Origin of the sequence: Alistipes sp. CAG:29 (assembly GCF_000435435.1) — a bacterium.
GTDB lineage: Bacteria > Bacteroidota > Bacteroidia > Bacteroidales > Rikenellaceae > Alistipes > Alistipes onderdonkii.
The window spans coordinates 1-4,949 of record NZ_FR893435.1; the positions used below are offsets into that span (position 1 = coordinate 1).

4 protein-coding genes and 1 pseudogene are annotated in these 4,949 nt (G+C 56.3%); 1 reads left to right on the plus strand and 4 read right to left on the minus strand.

The window, feature by feature from the left end; genetic code table 11:
• Positions 1-95: 95 nt before the first annotated feature.
• From QVP03_RS04210 to QVP03_RS04225, 4 genes are all read right to left on the minus strand, one after another.
• On the minus strand, positions 96-1,550 hold the full coding sequence (locus QVP03_RS04210) for a site-specific integrase (protein ID WP_018696264.1): 1,455 nt from the start codon (positions 1,548-1,550) through the stop codon (positions 96-98).
• Between the two features lie 182 nt (positions 1,551-1,732).
• Positions 1,733-2,656 (minus strand): helix-turn-helix domain-containing protein, encoded by a 924-nt coding sequence (locus tag QVP03_RS04215; RefSeq protein WP_022332336.1) that lies wholly within the window; start codon positions 2,654-2,656, stop codon positions 1,733-1,735.
• A 107-nt stretch (positions 2,657-2,763) separates the two neighbouring features.
• Entirely contained in the window at positions 2,764-3,636 is an 873-nt protein-coding gene (locus QVP03_RS04220) for a YegS/Rv2252/BmrU family lipid kinase (RefSeq protein ID WP_022332337.1), read from the minus strand.
• Positions 3,637-3,643: 7 nt separating this feature from the next.
• A complete protein-coding gene (locus QVP03_RS04225; protein WP_022332338.1) occupies positions 3,644-4,654 on the minus strand; it encodes an FAD:protein FMN transferase in 1,011 nt (336 codons plus the stop codon).
• 191 nt (positions 4,655-4,845) lie between these two features.
• Here QVP03_RS04225 and QVP03_RS04230 point away from each other — a divergent pair.
• Positions 4,846-4,949 (plus strand): annotated as a pseudogene (locus QVP03_RS04230) (30S ribosomal protein S15); the annotation flags it as partial.

Here is a 4,949-nt window from a genome sequence, read left to right on the forward strand (position 1 = left end):
ACAATGTTCTCCGTGAGGAACAGTGCGGATAATTATTTTGACCTTGTTTATCAGTCTGTTAATGACAATAAGAAATAGCCGGTTGACAGGACGGTTTACAATCCGCCGGTATTCGTTTCGAGCGGTTCTGTCCGGGGGATTTGCCAGATGCGTTTGTTGGCGCTGATAATCTTGTCGGTGTCGAACTCCTTGAGGTAGGTCTCGATCTCCGCGGGATTGCGTCCCATGTTCTGAGCGATCAGGGGCAGGGGAACGTCGGCATGGTAGAGCCTGGACGCATAGGTATGGCGTGCCGCGTAGAAGGTGACTTTCCGCGTGAGGCCGATGCGTTTGGCAACCCGTTGCAGGCTTTGGTTTATCACGTTGTTCGCATAGGTGATCCGCTCGAACTGATGCACAGGGTCTTCGTCGAAGTAGATCGGAAAGACGAAATCGTTGCCCCGCGCCTTTCCCGGCCCTAAGAACGGCACCATGTAGGGCCATGCCACCGACCGTTCGACCAGCACCCGTGTCGGGTGTTGCGTCTTGGCACGGACGAGGTTGATTTCGTAGAACGTGGCTGTGGCCTTGTGCACCTCGGCATATCGCAGGCCGTATGTCGTACGATCCCGGTCGTATTTCTCCTTGTCAGGAATTTCGATGCAGACCATATCCTTCCACTTCAGCCGGGCGAGGTCGACCAGGGCAAGCCCCTGGAAGATATAGGAGCAGATAAACAGCGCGAGCGAAAACTGTTCGGCATCGATCGCGGCCTGCCTGACGGTGCCGTCCGGCCCATACACACGGTTGCGCCAGTAGCGTCGCTGCATCGTTTTTACATCGGGCTTTCGGTTCGTCTTATAATAATAGGTGTCGAGGTAGTAACGTACGATCGCCTCCAGTTCCCCGGTTTCCAGCGCCCGCTTGGCCGTCCTGACATCGAGCCTCCGGCTGAGGCGGAACCCGTGGAACGGGCTTACGGCCAGCTGGCCGCTTTGGCAAGCGTAATTCATCAGCGCCTTGAATGCGCTGAAGAAGCGTTTTATGCTCGTGTCGGCGTAGCGCGTATGGAGGTGCTGTTCGAAATCCTGCAGCCAGGCCTTGTCCACGTCGAACAGCTCGACCGTCCGGTTCTGGGAATACCGTCCGATAATATGCCGCAGCGTCTGGTAGCCGGCCGCCGTATTGTGTTTCTGCATGGAGTCCCTGAAATAGGCGATGCGTTCTTCGAACAGGTCGTCCAGCGTTTTGCGCGACGGCGGTTTCCGCCCCGAAGCCTCGAGCAGGCTCTGCACCGAATAGGCCATGCCCTGCCGTTCGTAATCCAGCACCTTGTTTTTCAGGCACATCAGTTCCGATTCGATAAGGGCGTTCATATTCATCGAAAGGGGATGGCGTCCGCGTACTTCCTGTTTCGCCGTATTCCAGAGTTTTGCGGGGCAGGAGAGCCCCGTACTCTTGTATTTACGTTTGCCGTTGTAACAGACCCGGATCATGACGGGGTGTTCGCCGTTGGCAAGGGTCTTGGAGGTGTAAAGGAGCGCGGTAATGGTAGCTTTTGCAATTTTCATCTTTTTTCCGGTTTACGCTATGGTTTACAAATTAAGGGGCGGAAAAAGCCCCGTTGCCCCGGCAACATATGTCCTATGCGATTGATATGCAATAATAAATCCGGCCTTATTCCCCGTCGGGAAAAGGCACAAGAAAAATCCCTCTTCGGGAGAGGGATTCATCCTGTGGCCGCGCATGCCGATCAGCCTTTGCGCTTGTAGCGCGAGGGGCTTGTGCCGGTATGCTGCTTGAAGTATTTGCCGAAGAACGACTGGGTCGAGAAATTGAGGTGGTAAGCGATTTCCTGGATACTCATTCCCGAGTATTTCAGCAACGCTTTGGCCTCGAGGATCACCGACTCGTCGATCCAGCGCGCAGCAGTTTTCCCGCTGACTTCCTTGACGACCGATGAAAGGTATTTAGGCGTGATATTCAACTGTTTGGCATAGAAACTCACGTTGCGTTCCCGCTTGTTGTACTGTTGTAACAGGGACATGAATTCGTCGAAAAGTACTTCGCAGCGCCCCTGTTTGATTCCGCCGGGCTGCTCGCGCTGGTTAATCTCGGTGATGATGTAGAACGCCGTGGTAAAGAGCGTGCGGATGATCTCGTGGCGGTAACGCTCCTTGTCGCTGCGCAGCATGGTTTTGATCAGTTGGAACAACTGGCGTATCTCATCCACGTCCTGCGGCGCGACTTCCAGCACGGGGGCTTTCCCGAAGCGCATGTAGACCGGCAGCGAGGTAGAAAGGTCTATCTGGATTTCGTTGACGAACGACTTGGAGAAGGCGAGGAAATAGGCTGCGGCGTTCGCCGAACATTTCACCGTGCGGATGATGCTGTCGGGATTGAAAAAGACGATCGTATTGGGTTTGACACTGTAATTCTGCATGTCGATCGACACGGTCGCCTCGCCTGTCATCATGATGATGGCCGAAAAACCGTCGATCGAAGCCGGGTACTCGGCCGTCGTATTGTTCTGTGCAGAAAGCGTTGTGATTACCAGATCGTCGGAGAGATAGAACACATCGTTCATCTCCTTTTTGATACGGGAGATCGAAACCTTACGCAAGTTCTCCCTTCCGCTCTCCCTTATCGCCCTTGCCGTTTTGATAGTATCCGCCATATCGTCGTGGTATTTCGGACAAATGTAACATTTTTCATACGCAAATGCAATATCTCGTGCAAAAAACAAAGGAAACGCAATGTCCGCGGCCGGATTTTGTCCCGCCTTTATTTCCCCTCCTCGCGGGGGCACATCACACGCAGGCCGCCGGCGATACACTCAATATGCAGCGGAAATTCGGCACCCTTCTGGCCGTCGACGTCCGTAGGTTCGTTGAGTGTCGAGACGATGTCCAGCGCCCGAACCCGCAGGTGGCGGACGATCTTGGGGTTTCCGCCCAGCAGGTAACGCCCCATGGCCAGCGTCGAACGCAGGAAATTCTTCTTTTCGAGCATCAGGCAGTCGAACAGGCCGTCCTTGATCGACGACCGGCGCGCAAGGCGGAATCCCCCGGCGGTTTCGCCGTTGAAAACCAGCACCATGAGCGAATTGAAATCGAACGCCTCGCCGTCGGCCACGACCTGGAGCGGCACGGCGTGCATCGCCCGGAACTCCTTGACCCCTTCGATGATATAGGCCAGCTTGCCGATTTTGTGCTTGCGTTCGTCGAGCGTACGCTGCGAGGTGGTGGTAAAGATGCCGAAGCTGAAAATATTGACGAAGTAGAGGCCGTTCACACAGCCGCAATCCACCCGGTCGATGGCGCCCGAGGCAATCTGCCTTGCTGCTTCGAGCGGTTTGTGCGACATGCCGAGCGCCCCGGCGAAATCGTTGGCCGTACCTGCGGGGATTACCCCCAAGGGGATATCTAGCCCCTTGCTTTTCATGGAGTTGACCACATAGTTGACCGTGCCGTCGCCGCCGGCCACGACCATCAGGCTGATCTGCTCGTTGCCGTCGAAGGGATTGGCTTCGAAGTCGATCGGCTGCGGGGTAATCTCGTAGCCGTAAGCCCGGAATACGGTGCAGATGCTATCGGTACAGTGGCCGATCTTGCACTTGCCGGATTGGGTGTTGTAGAGGAAAACTGCGCTTTTCATAAATCGGTTATTGCATGATTGCCGCCTTCATGGCGGGCGAAACATACTCTTCATAGCCATCCGCGCCGTCGGCGAGGATGAAATAGACTTTCATCCGGGGCATGGACTTCGCCGCGGCCAGCGCATCGTCGGCCCCCATCGCCAGGAACATGGTTCCCAGGGCGTCGGCCTCGGCGCAGGTCGGAGCCGCGACCGTCACCGACAGCAGGCGCGAAACGGCGCTGCGCCCCGTGCGGGGGTCGATCGTGTGGGCGATCTTGTTGCCTTTGGCATCGAGGTAGAAACGGCGGTAATTGCCCGAGGTGGCCAGGCCGCCTTCGGTCATCCCGATACGCCGCTGGAGGTATTCGCCGTTCGACATGTTGCCGTCGAACGGGGTCTCGATGCCGATGCGCCACGGATCCCCCTGCCGGTTGACGCCCTTGCAGCGGACTTCGCCGCCGATGTCGACGATGTAGTTCCGGGCACCGAACGACTCGACGAGCTGCGCGAGCAGGTCGACGGTATATCCTTTGGCGATCGAATTGAAATCCAGCTGCACACGGGGATCGTCCTTTATCAGGCGGCCGTTTTCGATGCGCACCTTTTGACGGCCCACGAACGCAAGGATCGAATCGACGTTCGGGTTCTCCTGCGCCTCTTTCCCGGCGAAGCCCCACGCCTCGACGAGCGGTTTGACGGTCACGTCGTAACGGCCGTCGCTCAGCGAGCTGATGCTGTCGGCCAGGCGGAGGTTGAAGGCGATATGGCGGTCGACGCTGTCGGTCTGGTTGCGGTTCAGGCGGCTCAGCAGCGACGCCGGGTCGAAGATCGACATCGAGGCCTTGGCCTCCCGGTCGAGCGCCATGACGGCGGCGTAGAGCTCCTGCGGCGAAGTGCCCTGCACGTCGGCCACCACGTGCAGCGTCGTGCCGAGCATCGTCCCGTCGACGGTCGTATAGGAAACCTTGCCGCCGCAGCCCCACAGGAAGGTTGCGCACATCGTCGCGAGGAGTGCGAAAATAAGCGTCTTTACCATAACGTAGACTTGTTTTGCCGCAAAAATAGTATTTTCCGGAGTTTAAGGCGATAAATCCGTGTAAAAAAGGTAAATAATTTTTCATTTGCCATGCTTAATTGTCAATTATTTCGTAACTTTGCCGGACGCTCTGGCGTTATCCACGGTAAGGGGGATGCGTCGTAGAGTGGAATTTAAATAAACTTTCAAAAATGGCTTATTTAACAGCAGAGAAAAAGCAGGAGCTTTTCGGCCAGTACGGCAAGTCTAACACCGACACGGGTTCGCCCGAGAGCCAGATCGCGTTGTTTTCGTA